The 21424-nt window shown below is 63.3% G+C and carries 17 protein-coding genes; 12 read left to right on the top strand and 5 right to left on the bottom strand.

Annotated features, from left to right (window positions below; genetic code table 11):
- Positions 1-45 precede the first annotated feature (45 nt).
- The 5 genes from R2N03_RS11140 to R2N03_RS11120 all read left to right on the top strand — a co-directional run bounded on the left by R2N03_RS11140 (position 46) and on the right by R2N03_RS11120 (position 7596).
- A complete protein-coding gene (locus tag R2N03_RS11140; protein WP_316657642.1) occupies positions 46-2655 on the top strand; it encodes a type VI secretion system Vgr family protein in 2610 nt (869 codons plus the stop codon).
- A complete protein-coding gene (locus R2N03_RS11135; protein ID WP_316657641.1) occupies positions 2645-4486 on the top strand; it encodes an esterase/lipase family protein in 1842 nt (613 codons plus the stop codon). The genes R2N03_RS11140 and R2N03_RS11135 overlap by 11 nt, the downstream gene beginning before the upstream one ends.
- A complete protein-coding gene (locus R2N03_RS11130; RefSeq protein WP_316657639.1) occupies positions 4483-5691 on the top strand; it encodes a T6SS immunity protein Tli4 family protein in 1209 nt (402 codons plus the stop codon). Before R2N03_RS11135 ends, R2N03_RS11130 begins: the two co-directional genes overlap by 4 nt.
- A gap of 17 nt (positions 5692-5708) precedes the next feature.
- Entirely contained in the window at positions 5709-6932 is a 1224-nt protein-coding gene (locus R2N03_RS11125; RefSeq protein WP_316657637.1) for a T6SS immunity protein Tli4 family protein, read from the top strand.
- 397 nt (positions 6933-7329) lie between these two features.
- Positions 7330-7596 carry a PAAR domain-containing protein gene (locus R2N03_RS11120; RefSeq protein WP_316657635.1) on the top strand — a complete coding sequence of 89 codons (267 nt, stop codon included), beginning with the start codon at positions 7330-7332 and terminating at the stop codon, positions 7594-7596.
- A gap of 224 nt (positions 7597-7820) precedes the next feature.
- Here R2N03_RS11120 and R2N03_RS11115 read toward each other — a convergent pair whose 3' ends face one another.
- Entirely contained in the window at positions 7821-8741 is a 921-nt protein-coding gene (locus R2N03_RS11115) for a sugar kinase (protein ID WP_316657633.1), read from the bottom strand.
- Between the two features lie 11 nt (positions 8742-8752).
- Positions 8753-10030: an amino acid deaminase gene (locus R2N03_RS11110; protein WP_316657631.1), complete on the bottom strand. Its 1278-nt coding sequence runs from the start codon at positions 10028-10030 to the stop codon at positions 8753-8755.
- A 138-nt stretch (positions 10031-10168) separates the two neighbouring features.
- Between R2N03_RS11110 and R2N03_RS11105 the strand changes: the two genes are divergently transcribed.
- From R2N03_RS11105 to R2N03_RS11080, 6 genes are all read left to right on the top strand, one after another.
- Positions 10169-11038, top strand: a complete 870-nt coding sequence (locus R2N03_RS11105; protein WP_316657630.1) for a MurR/RpiR family transcriptional regulator — start codon at positions 10169-10171, stop codon at positions 11036-11038.
- Between the two features lies 1 nt (position 11039).
- Positions 11040-12524, top strand: a complete 1485-nt coding sequence (locus tag R2N03_RS11100; RefSeq protein WP_316657629.1) for a D-aminoacylase — start codon at positions 11040-11042, stop codon at positions 12522-12524.
- A 33-nt stretch (positions 12525-12557) separates the two neighbouring features.
- Positions 12558-12944 (top strand): RidA family protein, encoded by a 387-nt coding sequence (locus tag R2N03_RS11095; RefSeq protein ID WP_009240594.1) that lies wholly within the window; start codon positions 12558-12560, stop codon positions 12942-12944.
- A gap of 82 nt (positions 12945-13026) precedes the next feature.
- A complete protein-coding gene (locus tag R2N03_RS11090) occupies positions 13027-14379 on the top strand; it encodes a GntP family permease (RefSeq protein WP_316657625.1) in 1353 nt (450 codons plus the stop codon).
- 37 nt (positions 14380-14416) lie between these two features.
- Positions 14417-15043, top strand: coding sequence for a bifunctional 4-hydroxy-2-oxoglutarate aldolase/2-dehydro-3-deoxy-phosphogluconate aldolase (locus tag R2N03_RS11085; protein ID WP_316657624.1), 627 nt, complete (start codon positions 14417-14419; stop codon positions 15041-15043).
- Positions 15044-15506: 463 nt separating this feature from the next.
- Positions 15507-17162, top strand: a complete 1656-nt coding sequence (locus R2N03_RS11080) for a glycosyltransferase family 39 protein (RefSeq protein WP_316657623.1) — start codon at positions 15507-15509, stop codon at positions 17160-17162.
- Between the two features lie 70 nt (positions 17163-17232).
- Here the strand turns inward: R2N03_RS11080 and R2N03_RS11075 are convergent, their stop codons facing one another.
- The 3 genes from R2N03_RS11075 to R2N03_RS11065 all read right to left on the bottom strand — a co-directional run bounded on the left by R2N03_RS11075 (position 17233) and on the right by R2N03_RS11065 (position 19747).
- Entirely contained in the window at positions 17233-17646 is a 414-nt protein-coding gene (locus R2N03_RS11075; RefSeq protein ID WP_316657622.1) for a putative hemolysin, read from the bottom strand.
- Positions 17647-17736: 90 nt separating this feature from the next.
- Positions 17737-19023, bottom strand: a complete 1287-nt coding sequence (locus R2N03_RS11070; RefSeq protein WP_316657621.1) for an ATP-binding protein — start codon at positions 19021-19023, stop codon at positions 17737-17739.
- Entirely contained in the window at positions 19007-19747 is a 741-nt protein-coding gene (locus R2N03_RS11065) for a response regulator (RefSeq protein WP_316657620.1), read from the bottom strand. Before R2N03_RS11065 ends, R2N03_RS11070 begins: the two co-directional genes overlap by 17 nt.
- Before the next feature lie 253 nt (positions 19748-20000).
- Between R2N03_RS11065 and R2N03_RS11060 the strand changes: the two genes are divergently transcribed.
- Positions 20001-21371 (top strand): MdtA/MuxA family multidrug efflux RND transporter periplasmic adaptor subunit, encoded by a 1371-nt coding sequence (locus tag R2N03_RS11060; protein WP_316657619.1) that lies wholly within the window; start codon positions 20001-20003, stop codon positions 21369-21371.
- The last annotated feature ends 53 nt before the right edge of the window (positions 21372-21424 follow it).

Below are 21424 nucleotides of genomic sequence, written 5' to 3'. Positions count from 1 at the left end.
TCGCTGGCTACGCTCAACAGCTTCCCGAGCTGGAGCGTTGCCGCCATGGGCCGTCGAGAGTTACCGTTTGCCACCCGAACCGTTACCGTCTCCGGGGCTGGATTGCCGGAGGTCATGGGCCAACCAGCCCTGGTGTTTTCCAGACTCTCCGGTGCAGAGCAACTGGGCGAGCTGTTCGAGTACGAAATCGAACTCAAGACCCCCGACGATCGCAACGTTCTGTACGGCCCGGGGGCGAATCTCGACACCAACGCACTACGCGGACAGGAACTCACTGTCACCATTGCGCTGGATGGCAACGGCTTTGGTCTTGGAGGTGGCATCGGCGCCGGCAGGCGAGAGATCACCGGTCTGGTCAGCGACATCGTTGGCCCCATTCCTGTAGGCCAAGGCCGGCAGATCAAATACCGTCTCACAATTCGTCCCTGGCTCTGGTTAGCCACCCTCAACCGCGACACCCGCATCTTCCAACAGCAAACCGTTGTCGAGATCCTCGACGCCCTGCTCGCCGACTACATCTTCCCCGTTGAACGCCGTCTGGATGTCGCTCGCTACCCCAGGCGCGAGTACCAGGTTCAATACAACGAAAGCGACTTCGAGTTCTTCCAGCGCCTTACACAAGAGTGGGGCATTTCCTGGCACATCGAGCACAGCGGCGGCAAGCACCGTCTGATCCTCACCGATGGCAATGGCGCATTTGCTCCGTTCGCCAGCCCCGCATATCAAACGATCCGCTGGCAATCGTCCTCTGATCGCATCGACGAAGAACACCTGCACACCTTTGAGCTGCACGACCGCGTCGTCTCCGGCCAATGGGCCAGCACCGACTACGACTTCGTCAAGCCAACGGCGGACCTGACCGTCCGCGCCTCCGATCCGCTCGACACCGCCCACGCGGAAGCCGAAGTGCGCGAATGGCCCGGTGACCACAGCCAGCCCGCCACCGGCAACGACCCATGGGCCGAAGGCAATCAAATCGCCCGTCTGCGAATGGAAGCCTTACGTCAGCACGGCCGGCGAGTCAGCGGGGCTGGCAATGTCCGCGCCATGGTGCCTGGCTGCACCTTCAGGCTGACGCACTTCTTGCAAGACGAAGCCAATCGAGAGTACCTGATCCTCGGCACGCAGCTCCGAATTGAGGACGTGCCCGAAGCATCAGGGGGTGGTCAACCGTGGTACTGCGAAGTCAGCTTCACCGCGCAGCCCAGCAACGAGCTCTTCCGCCCCGAGCGCACGCAACCCAAGCCGAGAACGACTGGCCCGCAAACGGCCACCGTAGTCGGCCCCGAAAACCAGGAGGTCTGGACCGACGAATACGGCCGCGTCCGCCTGCAATTCCACTGGGACCGCATCGGCCAACGAAACGCCAACAGTTCCTGCTGGGTGCGAGCGTCGTCTCCATGGCAAGGCGAGCGCTTCGGGGCTATTCATATTCCGCGTATCGGCCAGGAAGTCATCGTCGATTTCCTCAATGGCGATCCCGATTGTCCAATCATCACCGGCCGGGTCCCTAACCGGAACAACATGCCCCTGTGGCCCATGCCGGGGCATCACGCACTGTCGGGCTTCGTCAGCAAAGAACTGCACGGAGGTGGCACGAACACCTTCGTGCAGGACGACACGCAGGGACAAATTCAGACGCAACTGCAAAGCGATCACCAGAATTCCAGCCTCAGCCTGGGCTTTATCACCCGCATCCTGCGCGGCATCGGGCGCCAGGAGAAACGCGGCGAAGGGTTCGAATTGCGCACCGACGGGCACGGTGCCGTGCGCGGTGGCGATGGCTTGCTGATTAGCACCGAAGCCCGGCCCGATGCCAAAGCGCACCACAAGGACATGGGCGAGGCAACCGCCCGGCTGCATCAGGCCCAACATGCCCACGATACGACGGGCCAGGTCGCACAGCATCACAACGCACAGGATGCCGAGCAACAAGATGTAGCCAAAGCTCTCAAGGCGCAGCACGATGAAATCCGCGGATCAGGCGAGGTGCATGGCGAACTGAGTACTCCGCACCTCGTGCTGGCATCGCCCGCTGGCTTGGCCACAACCACCGCCCAATCCACGCAGTTGCACAGCGGCGAGCATCTGGCCTTCACCACGGGCAAGCACGCATCCTTCGTTACCAATGGCGGGTTCTTTGCCAGCGCTGCACGGCGTATTGCACTCTTCGCACACAGCCTTGGAATCAAGCTCGTGGCCGCCACCGATCACATCGTGCTCGAAGCGCAGGATGGCGACATAAAGGGCACGGCCAAACGCAAGGTTCATTTGCGCTCGCTTGGCGAAATCGTGCTCGAAGCCGACGAGGGCATCTTGTTCAAGGTCGGGCAAACCTACCTGCGTTTAACGCCTCAGCAGATCGTTGAGGGTATGAGCGGGAAGAAGCAAATTCATGCGGGCTCATATAACGTCACCGGGCCCGACGGCATGAGCCTTGACGCTGTTTCACCGCCACACAGTGATTTCGACCAGGAGGTCTATCTGCACCTACCCGATGGCTCCCCGGCTGCCAACCGCAAATTCCGCATGACGCATGCCGACGGCAGCGTGATCGAAGGCGTGACCGGCTCCGATGGCTTGACCAAGCTGCATCGAAGCCAAAGTGCGGAAAACCTCCAAATTCAAATTCTGGACCTGCTGCATGGAAACTGACCGCATCCACCTGCCCATCGGGGAAGAAATCGGCGGGCATGCCGGAGCCACCATTGCTCTCACGCCCTCGACCGACAAATGCCGCGTCAGTTTGCAGTGCCATCCTGACAGGGTCATTCCTGTGATTTTCTTGCCTGGCGTCATGGGCAGCCACCTGCGCATGAGCAAGCAACGGCAGTCGGACCTCAAGCGCGACGACAACGTCGCCTGGAGACCCGATGACACGGGGAACACTCTTGCGCGCCGCAAGGATTCTCCAAACGAACGGCAAAGGAACTTCGACCCAGATGAAACCGAGGTCGATCGCTACGAGATCACCGAGGACGCCGGCAAGTTCGACATGACCGGCAAGAAAACGGTCAGTTCCGACAAGCGACATGCCAACGTGCCGGATGGATTGCCCAACATTGGCTTGCTGATGAGCGCACCATTGCTGCCCGCAGCGGAGCAGTGGAAAGCCATACGCGGCAAACACGAATCCACCGCAGCACAGAAAGCCCGTTGGCGCGGTTGGAGCGAAGTCATGTTCGACTCCTATGGCAACGTGATCAAGTTGCTCGAGAAGCGCCTGAACAGCATGTTGGTCCCATTGACGGGAGAACTTTCTCCCATCTGGAAACATGGCGGGCACTTACAAGTGCTTGGCGTCAACCCGGACTACTGGGGCGGGGCGGGCGACGCGCTGACCGAGGCAGACATCAAGCGTGTGGCCAACTGTTGGTACCCCGTCTACGCCGTGGGCTACAACTGGCTTCAAAGCAATGGTACCTCCGCCCAAAAGGTCGCCAAGCGCATCAACGACATCATCCGGATGTACTTGGACAATGGGCGCAATTGCGAGAAGGTCATTGTTGTGACGCACTCGATGGGAGGGCTGGTAGCGCGGGCATTGCTGCATCCCGAATACGGCAACATCAAGGACAAGATTCTCGGCATTTACCACAGTGTGCAGCCCGCGCTGGGCGCGGCGGCCGCCTACAAGCGGGTGCGTGCGGGCAATGACGAGCAAGATAACTTGGTGGGCAACATTGCACGCAACGTGATGGGTAGAACCGGCAAGGAGGTCACTCCAGTTTTTGCGAATGCCTCCGGCCCGCTCGAACTGCTACCGAATGCCTCCTACCCGCGCGGTTGGCTGCGTCTGAAGGCAGCGGGCGATCGTAATACAAGGCCAGCGATGGCGTTGCCCGCTACATCGGACGATGCGTTGAAGATGTATCAGCAGGACATGCAATTGCACAAGACGCTTGGCACCAGCAAGCCAACGCCGCCTGCGGCCATCGGCGAGCCGGTATATGACATCTATGGGCGTAGCCCAAAGCAGTGGTGGCGACTATTCAATCCGGAGTGGATTAATCCGGCTAAGAAGCTATTCGACGAGATGAATGCCGAGATTGCCGCCAAGTTGAAGATTGGTGAGGCGCAGAAATTCCACAAGAACATCAAGGATCTGTACCACCCCATCACCTACGCTAGCTATGGCGGGGACTTCAACCAGTTGGCTTACGGTATTGTAACGTGGCAAGCCGAGACCGAAGACCTCACGCCGCACGGCGATCCGCTCACCTGGACACTGCAAACCGAGGATGCCGTCGGCCGCGTCGTGGTACGTACCCAGAGCGACAAGCTCTTGACCTTGCGCTTGCAACCACCCGAAGACCCCGGCGACCAAACGGTGCCCGCGAAGGCTTCAGCCGAAGCGGTGCGTGGCTCGTTGTTCCGGCAGACCGGCTACGAGCACCAGGACAGCTACAAGAATGACCACGTACTGGCCAGCGCCCTGTATTCGATCATCAAGATCGCCAACACTGCCACCTGGTGGGACAAATGAAACGTCGTTTCTCATTCGTTCTGGGTAGCCTGCTGTTGGCGGGCGACATATCGACAGCCTTCGCGGAGAAAACAATGTCGGAATCCGTCGCCATGTCGGCGCGCTTGCAAAAACTGTTTGCCAAGACCAAGCAGGTGTGCTTTGGGCGTTATGTAATCGAGGTGCCCACAGAGGCCGAGTTTCTGTGGGGTTTCCAGGAGTTTCCCGGGAAGATCGTCACGCACGTTGGGGCGGCCAAGCAACTGAGGACAATGGCGGAAGCCTTTCGATCGGCGCAACTTGCGAGAGATAAGACAGCTGAGATCACTTTCTTCGGACAGGGGGTAGGTGACCGCAGTGTGCAGATTTGCTGGTACCAAAGTGATATTGCCAAGCAACTCGGGGCCGAGAGGGTATACACCTTTATCACGGCCGGCCCGCATCTGTACGAATGGTCCGGCGGCCGGAAGAATGCCGCCTTGATTCGCGCACTTCGCGCGCGCGACAACACGGAAATCCCGACCGCCCCCGGCGTGTGCATCGACCACGGCTTCGTGGCTGATTCCTCGGGCGAGTTTCAGGAAATCTTCGGCGCGGGTATCCACCTGCCGAGCTTGCCCGATGTCAGCTTCTCGGTGGATTCCAACAAGCAGGCCACCGGCGCTGGAGACGGACTCCTAGCCTCAATCGCCGAGCAAAAGAAGGACTTGGGAAGCCACTATCCAAAGCTGACCACATTGCGCGAAGGCAAGCGTACGGTAGGCGTATGGGAGGGGGAGGAATCGCTGGTTCGCCGTGCAGATGGTACGCACGACTTTGAATGGGAGGCCGTCAGCAAGGAGCGCTCCACACTGCATCCCGCCCAGATTAGCGCGAAGATGTACTCCAAGGTGGAAGCGAATCGTATTGGCGCCGCCGATCAAGCATCGCTGAGCGACGATGAGGCCATTGCATTGTGGAACCGGCTCCTGGACAGCGTGCGCTTTCGCGTGAACGCTCCGCCCACTCAAACTGGCGCTCCGGTGACGGTGCGCTCGGGCGAGCCGACTCCGCTGACCGGTTTGTGGCGGGCCTCGCTACCCCCAGACCATCCGAAGGCGGCGTGGGTTGCCAATGGCAACCGCATCTTCCGTCAACGAGGCGAACCGATGGTCCGATTCGGGCTAGGGTTGCCTCAAGACGAGGCACTCGTGGTCTGGACGTGGATGGGTGAATACGACGCATGAATCCGCATCGAGGAGCAATGATTTACCGCGTCTTCGCCATCGGGTCGACATGCCTTCTGCTGGCGGGCTACGTATCGACAGCCTTTGCGGAGAAAAAAATGTCGGAACCCGTTGTCATGTCGCCGCGCTTGCAAAAGCTGTTTGCCAAGACTAAGCACGTCTGTTTCGGGCGCAATGTGGTGGAGGTCCCTGCTGAGGCGGAATTACTCTGGGGATTCCAAGAGTTCCCCGCAAAGATTGTTGTCCACGTTGGCGAAGCGGGCCGCCTAAAAGAAATGGCCGAAAGCTATCGTGCCAAGGTGCTCGCATCTAGCAAGACCGCGGAGATTACCTACTTCAGGCTAGAACCATCCAGTAACAGCATTGAAGTTCGGTCATTCGAAGACAAGTATGCACGGCAGTATGGGTTAGAAGCACACATGACCTTCGCCTCAAGCGGCTCCAATCTATATGAGTGGTTTACCGGCGGCAAGGAGCTTGGGCGACTAGTGCATGGCCTCCGCGCGCGCAAGAACACAGAAATCCCCACCGCGCCCGGTGTATGCATCGACCACGGCTTCATTGCAGATTCATCTGGCAGCTTCCAGGAAATCTTTGGCGTAGGCATCGACCTCCCGAGCTTCCCCGATGTCAGCTTCTCAATTCTGTCCAACAAAGATGCAAGCACTGGTGGCGATCCAGGCCTGATCGAACGACATTACAGCGCGATGGGTAAGGCGACTGTCCCTGGGGTCACGCGTTTGCAATTGGGCAAGCGTGAAGTCAATGGCTGGAAAGGCGAGCAAGTCCTGTTGCGGCGCGACGGTATCGAAAAAGGCGTGTTCGCCCATGAATTCCTGTGGGCCTCCATCGGCAAGAGTGGCAGCGCACTGAACCCCGCCTCGGTCGACATTCAGCTCAACACTGGCGTCAAGGCCAACCGGACGCTGGGTCAATCCTCTTCACTCACGGACGAAGAAGCGCTGGCCTTGTGGAACCGGCTCTTGGACAGCGTGCGCTTTCGCGTCAACGCGCCACCCACGCAAACCGGTGCCCCGGTGACAGTGCGCTCGGGGGAACCGACTCCGCTGACTGGTTTGTGGCGGGCCTCGCTGCCTCCGGATCATCCGGAGGCTGCGTGGGTTGCCAATGGCCGCAGTGTCTTCCGTCAACGAGGCGAACCGATGGTCCGCTTCGGGTTGGGGTTGCCGCAAGACGAAGCGCTTGTCGTGTGGACATGGATGGGCGAGTACGACGCGTGAGCGCCCATTACGTCATTGCAGTTGATTGCCTTAGTTGAAAGATGGATCTCATCGACATCATGCTATTTCTAGCGATTCTGGTACTGATCCTGGTACTGGTAGGTCGGGTTATCGCCCGCACCGTATCCAACTCTGACAACCCCTACATTGCATCGATCATGGGACCATACTGCGGAGCGGCTGTCCCTACGTTCTGGCTCCATCACTCTGCAGCGGGAGGGTTTTGGGATCTTTCCTCTGCGTGGCCCCTTGTGTATGGACTTTTCTTCTTGCCTACGGCTGGATCAGCGGTCTTATTCAGTTGGTTGATCCAACGACGCAACAGGAAGAACCTAGGTTGACTAGGTACTACCAAAGCGTTGCATCCGAAAATGACGACAAAAATCCTGAAAGATACGTGAGCGCTGAAATCATCCGCGTAGGCGATCCCACCGACCACGGCGGTGTCGTGCTGGACGGCATCCCCGGTACCGACCTGTATGGCCTTCCGATGGCTGGTAGGGGCAACATGGTGATGTGCCCCAAGTGCGGCGGTCCGTTCCCGATCATCGAGGGTGCCGACAACTACGAAGTCAACGGCGTGAAGGTCGCGCTGCGCGGCATGAAGACCGCCTGCGGCGCTGTGCTGATCGCTGGAGACCCGCGCACGCAAGTGAGTGGCTAGCGCACAAACCACTCCGATGCGGTTATACGGTCCGCGCCCCGAGCGGCACGTCGATATGCCGCCCGCCTGAGAGCGACATCGGAGGTCAATTGCAATTTGTCCGCAATGGATGACCGTGGCTGACTCCTCCAGACGAGACAACGCAATTCGCCTGAAAACAAAACGCCACCGCGTCGCAGTACGGTGGCGTTTTGCTTGCGGTAACAGACTCAGGAAATCGCCCTTCAGGCTGGCAGCCCCAACGCCGCCCGCACAGCCTCAGCCCGCGGAATCGGCGCCACAGCGCTATACCCCGTGGTCGAAATCGCCGCGGCCACATTGGCATACCGCGCCGCCTCTACTGGCGAATCCCCGGCAACAATCCGCGCCACAAACGAACCACCAAAGCAGTCGCCCGCGCCGGTGGCATCGATCGCATTGACGGTATGACGCGGCACCAGCGTGCGCGACTCGGGCGTGGCCACGTAGCAGCCTTCCGCGCCCATCTTGAGCGCCACCAGCTTCACGCCCCAGCCGAGCAGCGTATCGACAATGCCGTCACGATCGTGGCAATCGAGCAGCACCGTCACGTCATCCCAGCTCGGCAGGCAGAGGTCGCACGTTTGCATAGCCTCGCGCATGACGGCGCGAGCGCGCGCCAGCGGCCACAGGCGCAAGCGCAGATTGGTATCGAACGATACCAGCACGCCCGACGCCCGCGCATGCGCCATCGCCGCCAGACCCGCGTCGCACGCGGTATCGCTGATCGCCAGGCTGATGCCCGACAGGTGAAACGCCTTGGCCGCCGCAATGGCCTGCAGCGGGAGTTGCGTGGTCTGGAAGCGGCTGGCCGCAGACCCTGCACGCAAATAGTCGAAATGGTGGCCGCGCGCATCGTGCGAGACGAAGTACAGGCCGGTGGACGCCTGCACATCGGTGTGCACGTAGGTATGGTCCACGCCTTCTGCCTGCCACAGCGCGCGTAGCGCCTGCCCAAAGCGGTCGCCGCCTACGGCGCTGATGTAGCCGGTGCGCGCACCCTGCCGCGCCGCGGCAATGCAGAAGTTGGACGTATCCCCGCCAAAACCGAAGTTCCACGCGGTGCTGCCGGGGTCAGCCTGGTTGAATTCGATCAACGCTTCGCCATAGGCCAGGATGTCTGCCATGTTCAGTCTGTTCAGAAGTACGTCTGGACGACATCGACCACGTTGTACGCGTCGTCGATCACTGGGATCTGACGCCATTTGTCGAACGTCAGGCACGGATGCGAGATGTCGAAGGCGATCATGTCACCGACCTTGATGTCGTCGCCGGGGGCGATCTTCAGGTAGGCGTGCTGATCCATCATGCCGGTGATTTCCCAGTGTGCGGGCGTGGCCGACGGCGTCTTGTCGCCTGGGCGGAAGCGCAGCACCGGCAGCGGCAGGCCGGCGTCGAACGCGGCATCGCGCTTGCCCAGTGCCACGATGGCGCGCTCGGCCTCCGGTACCGATTGCACGTAGGCCCAGAGTTGCAGCGCGGGCAGCAGGCTCGACCGCATCCTGTGCGCGATGGGGTTGTTGGCGTCGATGCGCGCCTGCGCGCCGCGGTAGATGCCCACGTCGTGCGTCAGGTAGCAGCCGGGACGCAGCACGACATCGAGCGGCTGGCCGATATCGGCCTTCGCAAATTCTTCCGCCACCACGTCGTACCAGGCCGAGCCCGCGCCGGTCAGTACCGCTGGCGTGCGTTGCAGGCGCCCCGCTTTCGCCAGGTCGCCGATGACCTTCACGGCACGCTGCAGGAACGCGCGGATGTCCGCCTCTTCCTTGATCACGCCTTCATAGACTTCAACGCCGGCAAGCCTGACCGCGCCATTGGCACGCGCCAGCGCATCGAGCACCGATTGCAGCTGCGCATCGTCGCGCACACCTGTGCGGCCACCCTGCACGCCCAACTCGATGAGCACCTGGATCGGCCGACCTGCCGAGCCGAAAAAGGCGGCAAGCTGATCCACCTGATCGGGCGCATCCACCAGACAGAAGAACTCGAACGATGGATCCGCCAGCAGTTCGGCCAGGATGGCCATGTTGCGCTTGCCGACCAACTGATTCGCCATCAGCACGCGGCGCACGCCGTGGGCATAGGCCACATGCGTCTGGTGTGCCGTTGCCAGGGTGATCCCCCAGGCGCCACCCGCCAGCTGGCGCTGGAACAGGCGCGGCGCCATCGTCGTCTTGCCGTGCGGCGCGAGCTTCGCGCCATATTCGCTCACGAAGCCCTGCATCCATGCCAGGTTGTGTTCCAGACGGGATTGCGACAGCACGGCCGCCGGCAGGCTCAGGTCTTCGTTCAGCACATTCCATCGCCGGGCTACCACCTGCTCCGGCGCACACGCATGTTCCAGCGCACCCAGCCCCTTATCGAGGGGGTTGACGAGGGCGGCGGCATCTCCTTGGTACTTTGTATCATTCATGGCGATCGACTCATCCCCTGATGGGGTAAATATCGGGTTGACACAATCATAGCGGCGAAATTATTCTCCCGGCCAGCCTGTTACAAAGTACCAAACATCTCCGTCAGCCGCCCGCCGGATGCATACCGGGAGCCCGTCATGCGCGAACCGATCGACATCGTCACCCGTATTTCCCAGCGAGCCGCCGACCTGCGTCCTGCCGAGCAGAAGGTCGCGCAGACCGTCCTGGGCGACATTGCCGAAGCTGCGGCAGGCAGCATCCAGACGTTGGCCGAACGCGCCGGCGTGAGCGAAGCCAGCGTCACCCGTTTTGCCAAGGCGATGGGCTGCCGCGACGTGCGCGAGCTCAAGCTCAAGCTAGCGCAGGCGGCCGCAGTGGGCCAGCGCTTTCTGGATGGCGGCGCCGATCGCCCGCCCTCCAGTGCCGACGGCATCCTGGCCGACATCACCAATGTGCTGGAGGCCAACCGCGCGCTGGTGCGGCCCGAGGCGTTCCGCAATGCGGCAATCGCGCTGGCTGCGGCGCGCATGATCGCCGTGTTCGGCATGGGCGGCGGCTCCACCACCATGGCCGACGAGATGCGCTACCGCCTTGCACGCCTGGGACGGCCGGTCACCACCTATCATGATTCGATGCTGCAGCGGATGGTCTCGGCCACGCTCAGCCCCGATGACGTGGTGGTCGTCTTTTCCGTGACCGGCCATGTGCCGGAGGTGATCGATAGCGTGAACATCGCGCGCGAGTACGGCGCCAAGGTCATCGCCGTGACGGCGATCGGCTCGCCGCTGGCGGCGCTGGCCGACGTCTTGCTGCCGATCCAGGCCATGGAGACCGATTTCATCTTCAAGCCGTCGTCATCGCGCTACGCCATGATGATGATGATCGACCTGCTGGCCACCGAGGTCGCACTGCAGCAGTCCGATCGCAGCAAGGAGCTCTTACGGCGCATCAAGTACGTGCTCGATGCGCATCGCGGCGGCGGCAATCGCCAGCCGCTCGGAGATTGACATGCAGCAGTACGACATCGTCATCCGCCAGGTCCGCATTGTGGACGGCAGCGGCCACGAACCCGAGGCCACGCTGTTCGACGTGGCCATCACCGACGGTCGCATCGCCGCCATCGCCACATCGGACTCCACCGCCTGGCTGGGGGATGCGGAAATCGCCGGCGAGGGCCGCGTCCTTGCCCCCGGCTTCATCGACGTGCATACGCACGACGACACCAACGTGATCCGCACGCCCGACATGCTGTGCAAGGTGTCGCAGGGCATTACGACCGTCATCGTGGGCAACTGTGGCATCAGCGCGTCGCCGGCCACGCTCAAGGGTGAACCGCCCGACCCGATGAACCTGCTGGGGCCCGCCAGCGCATTTGCGTACCCGACCTTTGCGTCGTACGTGGAAGCCGTGGAGCACGCACACCCGGCCGTGAACGTGGCCGCGCTGATCGGCCATACGGCGCTGCGCAACAATCACCTGGACCGCCTCGACCGCCCCGCCACCGCCGATGAAGTCGAAGGCATGCGCGTGCAGTTGCGCGAGGCGCTCGATCACGGCGCACTGGGCCTGTCGACCGGCCTGGCCTACGCCAACGCCTTTGCTTCCACTACCGAAGAAGTGATGGGCCTGGCGGAGCCGCTGGCCGAAGCCGGCGCGATCTACACGACGCATCTGCGTACCGAATTTGCCGCGATTCTCGACGCGATGGACGAGGCGTACCGTGTCGGCAAACATGCGCGCGTGCCGATCGTGATCTCGCACCTGAAGTGCGCGGGCGCGGCCAACTGGGGACGCGCGGGCGAGGTGCTGGAATCCATCGAAGGGGCGCAGCGCTATCAGCCCGTCGGGTGCGACTGCTATCCGTACACCGCAAGCTCGTCCACGCTGGACTTGAAGCAGGTGACGGATGAGTTCGACATCTTCATCACGTGGTCGGAGCCGGAGCCGGGCATGGCCGGACAGACGCTCAAGGAGATTGCCGCCGCGTGGGGCACCGACCTGATGGGCGCCGCACGCCGCCTGCAGCCGGCCGGCGCCGTGTACCACAACATGTCGGCGCAGGATCTGGACCGCATCATCACGCACCCCGCCACGGTGATTGGCTCCGACGGCCTGCCGAACGATCCGAAGCCACATCCGCGTCTGTGGGGCGCCTTCCCGCGCGTGCTCGGCTACTACAGCCGCGAGCGCAAGCTGCTCTCGCTTTCGGCCGCCATCCGCAAGATGACAGGCCAATCGGCCGAGCGCTTTGGCCTGACCGCACGCGGCCTCGTGCGCGAGGGCTATTGGGCCGACCTCGTGTTGTTCGACCCGGAAACGGTGCGCGACGTCGCCACCTTTACCGACCCGCAGCAGCCGGCGGCGGGCATTGCAGCGGTCTGGGTCAACGGCCACCTGTCTTATCGAGATGGCGCCGTCCAGCCGCAACGCGCTGGGCGCTTTCTCAGGCGCGGCCTGCGCGCACAGGCAACGGCCACCGCTGAAATCCACTGATCCCCGTATTGGTTTGAAAGAAGGAACGTAGCGATGACGATTACCCGAATTGGCGTTGAAGGCGGCACCGGCACCGGTGGCCAGCACCTGCCCTTTGCCCGCGCGGCCGGCGCAGACGGCTGGCTGTTTGTCTCGGGCCAGACGCCCATGGTGAACGGCGAGGTTGTCGGCAACGGCATCGTCGAGCAATCGCACCAGACCATCAAGAACGTGCTGGCCATCCTGGCTGAAGCGGGCTACGGCCCCGAGCACGTCGTGCGCTGCGGCGTGTGGCTGGATGATCCGCGTGATTTCCAGTCGTTCAACAAGGTGTTCAAGGAGTACTTCGGCGCCAACCCGCCCGCGCGGGCGTGCGTGGTGTCGAGCATGGTCATCGACTGCAAGGTCGAAGTCGATTGCGTGGCCTACAAGAAGCCGTAATCCGTAGTCCGGAAAGGGGCGCCCTGCACGATGGGGCACCCATCAAAACAAGCGCCGTGAATATTCCCGAGGAGGAAACCCGATGGTCCCGATGCAAGGCAACTCGCTATTGCTGACCGCCGCGCTGGCGGTGGTGGCGCTGATCTATCTGATCGCCGTCCAGAAACTGAACCCGTTCGTCACGCTGATCGTCGTCTCGCTCGCGCTGGGCGTGGTGGTCGGCATGCCGATGGGCAATATCGTCAAGGCGTTCGAAACCGGTGTGGGCGGCACGCTCGGCCACATTGCGCTGGTGGTCGGCCTGGGAACCATGCTCGGCAAGATGATGGCGGAGTCAGGCGGTGCCGAGCGCATCGCCAAGACGCTCATCAATGCTTTTGGCGAGAAGAACGCGCACTGGGCGATGATGGTGGTGGCCTTCATCATCGGCTTGCCGGTGTTCTTCGAGGTGGGCTTCGTGCTGCTGATCCCGATTGCCTTCAACGTGGCCAAGCGCACGGGTACGCCGATCCTGATGGTCGGCCTGCCGATGGTGGCTGGCCTGTCGGTGGTGCACGGCCTGATCCCGCCGCACCCGGCCGCGCTCCTAGCGGTGACGGCTTACCAGGCGGACATCGGCAAGACCATCCTGTACGCACTGATCGTCGGCCTGCCGACGGCCATCCTGGCCGGTCCGCTGTTCGCGATGCTGATCTCGCGCTATGTGAAGCCGAACCCGGACAACCCGCTGGAAAAGCAGTTTGTTGAAGCCGACCAGAAGCGCGATCTGCCGGGCTTTGGTGTGACGCTGTTCACGATCCTGCTGCCCGTCGTGCTGATGCTCATCGGTAGCTGGGCCGACGTCTTCACCACGCCCAAGACGCTGGCCAACGACATCCTGAAGCTGGCCGGCAACTCGGTCATGGCCCTGCTGATCGCCGCACTGGTGAGCTTCTACACCTTCGGCAAGGCGCGCGGCTTCAACCGCGAGACCATCCTCAAGTTCACCAATGACTGCCTGGCCCCGATTGCCACGATCACGCTGGTGGTGGGCGCGGGCGGCGGCTTTGGCCAGATCCTGCGCGACTCGGGCGTATCAAAGGCCATCGTGGACGTCGCGATGAGCGCCAGCCTGTCCCCGCTGCTGCTGGGCTGGGTGGTGGCCGTGATGATCCGCATTGCCACGGGTTCCGCAACGGTGGCCATGACCACCGCCTGCGGCATCGTCGCGCCGATCGCTGCTGCCTCGGGCGCCGCTGTCAAGCCGGAACTGATGGTGCTGGCCACCGGCGCGGGTTCGCTGATCCTGTCGCACGTGAATGACGGCGGCTTCTGGCTCGTGAAGGAGTACTTCAACCTGACCGTGCCCGAAACCTTCAAGACGTGGACGGTGCTGGAAACCATCATCTCGATCGTGGCGCTGCTGCTGACGCTCGCGCTGTCGACCGTCATCTGATCCGCCTTGGGTATTGCTGTTGAACTAGGAGAACGTTGTGGATATCGATTCCGTCGTCAAGGCCGGCCCCGTCATTCCGGTGCTGCAATTCCAATCCGTCGATGAAGGCGTCAAGGTCTGCCGCGCGCTTTACGAAGGCGGTATCCGCACGTTCGAGATCACTCTGCGCACGCCGGTGGCGCTGGATGCCATCCGTGCCGTGGTCAAGGACCTGGGCAGCGATGCCATCGTTGGTGCCGGCACGCTGACACGGCCCGAGCATTTTGTGCAGGCACGCGATGCGGGTGCCGTGTTTGCCGTGTCACCCGGCATCACGACGGCGCTCGCGCTGGCGCAGGCCGAGTCGGGCCTGGAATGGTTACCGGGCATCGTCACGCCTTCGGAGCTGATCACCGCGCTGGAGTGTGGCCTGACCACGCTGAAGTTCTTCCCCGCCGAAGCCGCAGGCGGCATCCCCATGCTCAAGTCCATCCATGGCCCGTTCGGCGATGTGCGCTTCTGCCCGACGGGAGGGATTACGGCAAAGACCGCGCCCGACTACCTGGCGCTGCCGAATGTGATGTGCGTGGGCGGTTCCTGGATGGTGCCCAAGGACAAGGTTGCTGCCGGCGACTGGGCCGGCATCACGGCGCTCGCCAAGGAAGCGGCCGCGCTCAAGCGGTAGAACCGCATCGACCCTCGCGCGCGGCTGGCTTTGTGTCAGACAAAGCGGACTGCGCGCGCGTCACGCCTTCTGGTGATGCGTTCCCGGCACCGGAGGGAGGTGACTCGCTGCGGGCAGTGGTGGGCGACACGGATGACATCGTGCCACGCCCTGCTCCATTCCAGCATGCGCGCCGATCCGCTCCGCGCATCCAGGCATCTTCATCTGGCTGCGACGGAAGAGGCGTCAGATAGGGTATGCATATCCGGCATGGGGGGCGCGCAGATACGGTTGGGGCGACCGTGCGCTTGCTCGACAGGCTCTCGCATGGACGCATTTTGAGCCGCTGAGCCGAGACACGCCGGTTTCCACCCCAACACTCTCCATGTGCCGATCCGGCATGGACTAGAATCCTAGCCTTTCCGACCGTGCCCCTCATCGCATGGAATCCCGCACTGCTTTCTCCCGGCGCCGTTCTCCCTGGATGGCGTTGATTGTCTTGGCGCTCATCGCCGTGTTTCTCGCGCTATGGACGGATGACCTGTTCCAGCGTTCCACCCTGTACCGACCGGATGAGGGGCGCTACGCGGAAATCCCGCGAGAGATGGTGGCCTCGGGCGATTGGGTGACACCCCGCCTGAACGATCTGAAGTATTTCGAGAAGCCGCCCCTGCAATACTGGACGACAGCCGCGACGTTCGAGGCCTTTGGCGTCAGTGCCTGGGGTGCGCGCCTGTGGCCGATCCTGTTCGGGCTGGGCGGCATCGTCATGACGGCATGGACGTTGGGCGTCTATCGAGGCCGACGCGCAGCAGCAACGGGCGCGGCAATCCTCGGCTCCTCGCTGCTATACGTCCTGTTCGGACAGGTCATCACCCTGGACATGGGCGTCGGCTTCTTCCTGACTGTGGGTGCGTGCGGGTTTGCGCTCGCGCAGCGGCCCGATGCCTCGCGCAACGGGCGGCTGATATGGATGCTGGTGGTCTGGCTCGCGCTGGCCGGCGCCACGCTCACAAAGGGGCTGATCGGGCTGGTACTGCCGGGCCTGATTGGCGTGGCGTACCTGCTGATGACGCGCGACTGGATACTCATCCGCCGCATGTACTGGCTGCCCGGCCTGGCGCTCTACCTGATCACGACCGTGCCGTGGTTCGTGCTCGTGCAGCAGCGCAATCCGGAATTCTTCCACTTCTTCTTCATCCACGAGCATTTCGAGCGTTTCCTGACCAACGAGCACCATCGCTCCGGCAAATGGTGGTATTTCATCGCCGTGGGGGCAGCCGGGCTGCTGCCCTGGACGCCGCTGCTGTTTGCCGCCATCGGCCGACGCATCGGCCGTTTGGCCGATCTCTTTGTCGGTACCCGGCAATTTGATCTGATGCGCTGGTCTATTGCATGGACGGCGATGGTCTTCCTGTTCTTTTCGGCGTCCAACTCGAAGTTGCCGGGCTATATCGTGCCGGCCTTTCCGGCCCTGGCGATCATATTGACGCTGGCGCTCGAGAAGCTGCCGACGCGCGCTGTCGGCTGGGCGCTCGGCGTGAACCTCGCGATCGCTGTCGGTGTATCGCTGGCGGTGCCGCTGATCGGCGCCAAGGCCGGTGCCAAGATGCCAGCCGCGCAGGTGGCACAAGCCATGCCGATGCTGCGCGAAGTCATGGCCATGCTGGCCATCGGCACGGTCGCCGCCCTGATCGCGTTGTACTGGCAGCGACGCACGCTGGCGGTGATTGTCCTTGCGCTCTCCGCCCTGCTTTGCTGGGACAGGACGCTCAACGCCAGCGATATCTTCCGCGATGCCCTCTCCGCCCGCGACGTCATCGAAAAAACACTGAGCGCCACCGGCCCGATTTCGCCCGAGACGCCGTTCTACTCCGTCGAGTGGCTGGACCAGACCGCCATCTACTACCTCGGCCGTCCGATGACGCTCGTCTCCGGCTTCGACGAGCTGCAGATGGGCGCCGAGCTCGAGCCGCAAAAAGTGGTGACCACCACCGACGAGTGGATCAAGCGCTGGACCGACGGTCCGCCCGCCTACGCCTTCATGCGACGCGTGACGTGGCAGAAGTTGCAGGCAGCCGGGGTCCCGATGCGGCTGGTGGCCGAATCCGCCGACAAGGTCGTGGTGGCGCGCCGATAGGCGGGCTCCTCGCGATCCGACGAGAAAGGGCCGCGCATTGCGGCCCTTTTGCCAGTCTGCGCCGGCACGTTCACCACGTGCAGCTGCCGCGCAGGAATGCCCATTCCTCGCATTCGTCCCCGCCAGGGCTCACACAGGTACCCACATTGGCGCCATTTGCGCGAGTCGAGAATTCGAGTTGGCCACCGCGCTGCAGGCAGTAGGTCGACGCCGGGTTCGCCATACCAGGCGTTGCTTGCGGGGGCTCGGCGGTGTCCGGGGGTGGGGCTGTGTACGTCGGCGGCGACGCAGGCATGGGCGGCAGTGTGGTCACACGTGCAGGGGGCGATGGCGGCGGCGCGGGTTCCAGGATGGTGCGCGGCGGCTGCCACGGAGGCATCGGCGACGAGCAAGCCGCCAGGCCCATCGCCAGCACACACGCGGCAACGGCGGCGGCCCTGCGGCCCTGGCCAGCATCCTTGACGAGACAGACAGCGCGATCCATGCGTTTCCTCCCGGGGGGTTTCTGGTGAAGTGCACGCAACAAGCGTGCGCGCCACGCCTAGGATAGCTTACGAAATGACCAGCCTATGTGTCAGGCCGTCGCAGCCGACAACGGAAACCGCATCGTCACGCGAAAGCCCGGCGACGACGCACCCGGCGTCGCAGGCCCGACCTCCAGCTCGCCACCCAGATGCCGCACCAGCCGGTCGACGATCGCGAGCCCAAGCCCGCAGTGCGCATTCCCGCCGCGAGCCGGGTCCAGCCGGACAAAGGGCCGCATGACGCGGTCGATATCCGCCTCGGGAACGCCCGCACCATGGTCCTCCACCGTCAACGTGTAACCGCGCTCATCGGCGGTCGTTCGGACAGTGACGGGCGCCGCGCCATAGGCGAAGGCGTTGTCCAACAGATTGACGACGATGCGCTCCAGATGGGTCGGCTTGAGCCGGAAGCGATCTCCCGCATGCAGATCAAGCGCGACATGCTTGCCATGTTCGGCAAAGGGCTGTGCGAGGCCGCGCAGATGGCGGTCGACCGATACCTCCCGCGCTTCGCTATCGCCGCTTTGCGCATAGGCGAGAAACTGCTCGACGATGGCCGACATGGATGCCACATCGCGCTCGATGCCGGCGCTGGCCTTCTGGTCAGCCAGCATCTCGGCGCGCAGACGCAGGCGCGATAGCGGCGTCTTGAGGTCATGAGCAATGCCCGCCAGCATGGTGTTGCGCTCTTCGTCGGTGGCCGACAGGTCGGCGGCCATGTGGTTGAACCGATCGGTCAACTGGCGCAGCTCGTAGGGGCCGCGCTCCTTGAGCGGCGTCACATAGCGGCGGCGGGCCAGTGCCCCCGCGGCGTCGGCCAGCGCACGCACGGGACGCTGGATCTGCCACGCGGCAAGCAGCGAAAACGCGATGGCAATCGCCAGCACCACCATCACACCCGGCACGACAGCCGAAATGGTTGGAGGTGCATGCACCCAGACCAGCGGCATGGCGATCCACTTGCTGCGCTGCGGAAAACGTACGAACACCCGCGGCGTAGCGGCGGCCTCCAACCGTAATTCGGTCCCGGCAGGCAGCCGTCGTGCAAGCTGGCGGGCCAGCTCGGCGGATTTGTCGGATGCCGACAGGGCGTCGCTGGCTGGCGCTTCATTGGTCTCCGTCACGAGGTCGGGCAATGTCATGCGCAGGCGGCCATCCACTACCGCCTGGAAGGCCTGCAGCTGAAACGCCATCTGGTCAACCGACGCCTGGAACTGCCGTTCGCGCCGCTCCGCACGCAGGATGCCAAGCCAGGAGAAGTGGCTCAGCACCAGCACGACGACGATCAGTATCGCCAACCGGCCGAAGAGCGTGTCGAATCTAGCCTTGAACTTCATCGCGCTCGCCCTGTTCTTCCCGCTCGTCGGGCACGAAGGTGTAGCCCCGACCGCGCACGGTCTGGATATAGCGCGGACGCTGGGCGTCTTCCTCAAGGACGCGGCGCAGGCGCCAGATCTGCACGTCGATGCCGCGGTCGGACACGCTGCTGCCTGGGCCGTACATCAGCTCGACGATGTGCTCGCGTGTGAGCACCTGCATGGCATGCGCGATCAGCAGCTTGAGCAGCGCGAATTCGGTATCGCTGATGACCAGGGCGCGGTCACCGCGAAACAGCGTGCGCATGCGGAAGTTGAGCTTGAACGGTCCAAAGGCAAAGCTGTCGCGATCTTCGGGGGCGGAAGCCGGCACCGCTTGCCGACGACGCAGCACCGCATTGATGCGGGCGAGCAGTTCGCGCGGGGAAAACGGCTTGCCGAGGTAATCGTCCGCGCCGATCTCCAGGCCGATGATGCGGTCGATCTCGTCACTGCGGGCGGTGAGCAGGATGACTGGTACGTCGTCGTTGCGGGCGCGCAGGTCGCGCAGGGCAGACAGGCCGTCCACCTTGGGCATCATCAGGTCGAGCACGACCAGGGCGGGACGCTCGCGCTCGAGCCGCGCTGCCAGGCCATCACCATCATGCAGCACGGACACGGCAAAACCCTGTTGGGTCAAATATTCGCGCAGCAGGTCGCGCAGTTCGACGTCGTCATCGACGACCAGGATCTTGGTGCTGCTCATCTGTCTGGGGGAGTGTCTGGAAGAGGCTGGACGGTGCGCTCATGATAGCGACTACGGCCCGCACGAAGCCCACGCACATTCGCCATATTGTTTCTCGCGGTAACACCGTAACGGGTTTGTAATCTGACGTAACACAACCCGTGACTTGGCGCATTCAACGCAAAGACGATGCCTTTAAGCTGCGGGCTGACCGGATCGGGTGCCCGTTATCATGTGCGCTCGACCCCATATTGCCAAGAACAGGAATACCGACATGTCCGACGCCAAGGACCAGACACCCAGCCAGTCCGACGCCGGACGCGACAAGCACGAAACGCGACATGCGGTGTCCGCGACGCTGCTGCCGCCTCCACGTGAGGGCGACAGGCGCGGGCGCTGGGGCCTGTGGGTCGTCATCATCATCCTGGCGCTGATCGGCTACGCGGTCTATCACGCGATGCATCGCACGGGCGGCGGGCGAAGCGGGCCGGGCGGACGGGGTGGAGCCATGGCCAGCAAGCCGATGCCGGTGATGGTGGCCACTGCCGCCAGGGGCGACATCAATGTGGTGCTGTCCGCGCTGGGCAACGTGACGCCCGTCAACAACGTGACCGTCAAAACGCGGGTGGATGGCCAACTCGTGCGACTGGCCTTTACGGAAGGCCAGGCCGTCAAGGCCGGCGACCTGCTCGCCGAGATCGACCCGCGCACCTATCAGGCGCAACTCGCGCAGGCCGAAGGCCAGCTGGCGCGCGACCAGGCGCTGCTGCAGAATGCCAAGCTGGATCTGCAGCGTTACCAGACACTGCTGTCGCAGGATTCCATCGCCAAGCAACAGGTGGATACGCAGGCGGCGCTCGTGCGGCAGTACGAAGGTACGGTCAAGCTGGATCAGGGCAATGTCGATAACGCGCGCGTGCAACTGTCCTACACGCGCATCACGGCACCGGTGTCGGGCCGCGTGGGCTTGCGCCAGGTTGACCCGGGCAACATCGTGCACGCATCGGATGCCAACGGGATTGTCGTCATCACGCAGATCGATCCCATCACGGTCCTGTACTCCATCCCTGAAGACAGTCTGCCCAAGGTCATGCCTCGCCTGCAATCCGGCGACAAACTGCCCGTGGAAGCCTGGGACCGCGCCCAGACCACGGTGCTTGCGCACGGCACACTGATGACCGTGGACAACACCATCGATAGCGCAACCGGCACGGTCAAGCTGCGTGCCCAGTTCCCGAACCGGAACGCGGCCCTGTTCCCGAACCAGTTCGTCAACGTTCGGATGCGTGTGGACACGCTACGCGATGTCGTTGTCGTGCCGGGCGCCGCCATCCAGCGGGGTACGCAGGGCACCTTCGTCTATGTCGTCGGTGAAGACAGCAAGGTAACGCTGCGCGTGGTCAAGCTGGGTGTGACCGAAGGCGACCGGGTATCGGTTGCGCAGGGCCTGAAGCCCGGTGAGCGTGTCGTCATCGACGGCGCCGACAAGCTGCGCGATGGCGCCCCGGTCGAGGTGATCCAGCCTGGCGCCACCCCGGCCAGTGCCCCTGCGGCAGGCCAAGACGGACAGCAGGGGCGCCGTCACCGCCGTGGGCAGGATGGCGCCTCGGCGCCCGCCGCGAGCGCCCCGGCCGCCAAACCGTAAGCCCCGAGCGGCGCACGGCACGCACTCGCCCGACGAAGTCTTCTGTTCCGAGC

This window comes from Ralstonia condita, assembly GCF_958405655.1.
Taxonomy (GTDB): Bacteria; Pseudomonadota; Gammaproteobacteria; order Burkholderiales; family Burkholderiaceae; genus Ralstonia; species Ralstonia condita.
This window is presented reverse-complemented; position numbering and strand designations above follow the sequence as displayed.